Raw genomic sequence first — 417 nt, 5'->3', positions numbered from 1 at the left:
AGCCGTTCGAATTCGAACTGGAGCTGGTCAGTGAACGGGCGTCGCTGAACCTCGAATCCCTCCTGCACACGCTCGCCTTCCTGCAGCTGTCGCCCAGCGGCAGCGGCATTCACGGGCTGGTCTACAGCGCCGCGCAGGGCGAAGCCGGGCGGCGCCTGTCGCGCTACCGGCTGGTGCTGCGCCCGCAGCTGGCGTACCTGGCGCACCGCATCAACCAGCGCATCTTCCAGCACAAGACGGTGCCGCAGATCATCGCCCAGGTGCTCGAGGAGCACGGCATCCTCGCCAGCGACCACCGCTTCGTGCTGGGCGCGGTGTACCCCGAGCGGGTGTACTGCGTGCAGTACGACGAGTCCGACCTGCACTTCATCCAGCGCCTGTGCGAGGAGGAGGGCATCCACTACCACTTCCAGCACA

At 66.9% G+C, this 417-nt stretch carries 1 protein-coding gene; it reads left to right on the top strand.

All coding sequences use genetic code 11. From position 1 onward, the window contains the following. Positions 1 to 417: contractile injection system protein, VgrG/Pvc8 family (locus NJH59_RS25420; protein ID WP_253087479.1), on the top strand; the 417-nt coding region annotated here is incomplete at both ends.

It is taken from the genome of Pseudomonas sp. VE 267-6A, from assembly GCF_024126555.1.
Taxonomy (GTDB): domain Bacteria; phylum Pseudomonadota; class Gammaproteobacteria; order Pseudomonadales; family Pseudomonadaceae; genus Aquipseudomonas; species Aquipseudomonas palmensis.
The sequence above is the reverse complement of the archived record's forward strand: the minus strand, read 5'-3'. Positions and strand labels throughout refer to the sequence as shown.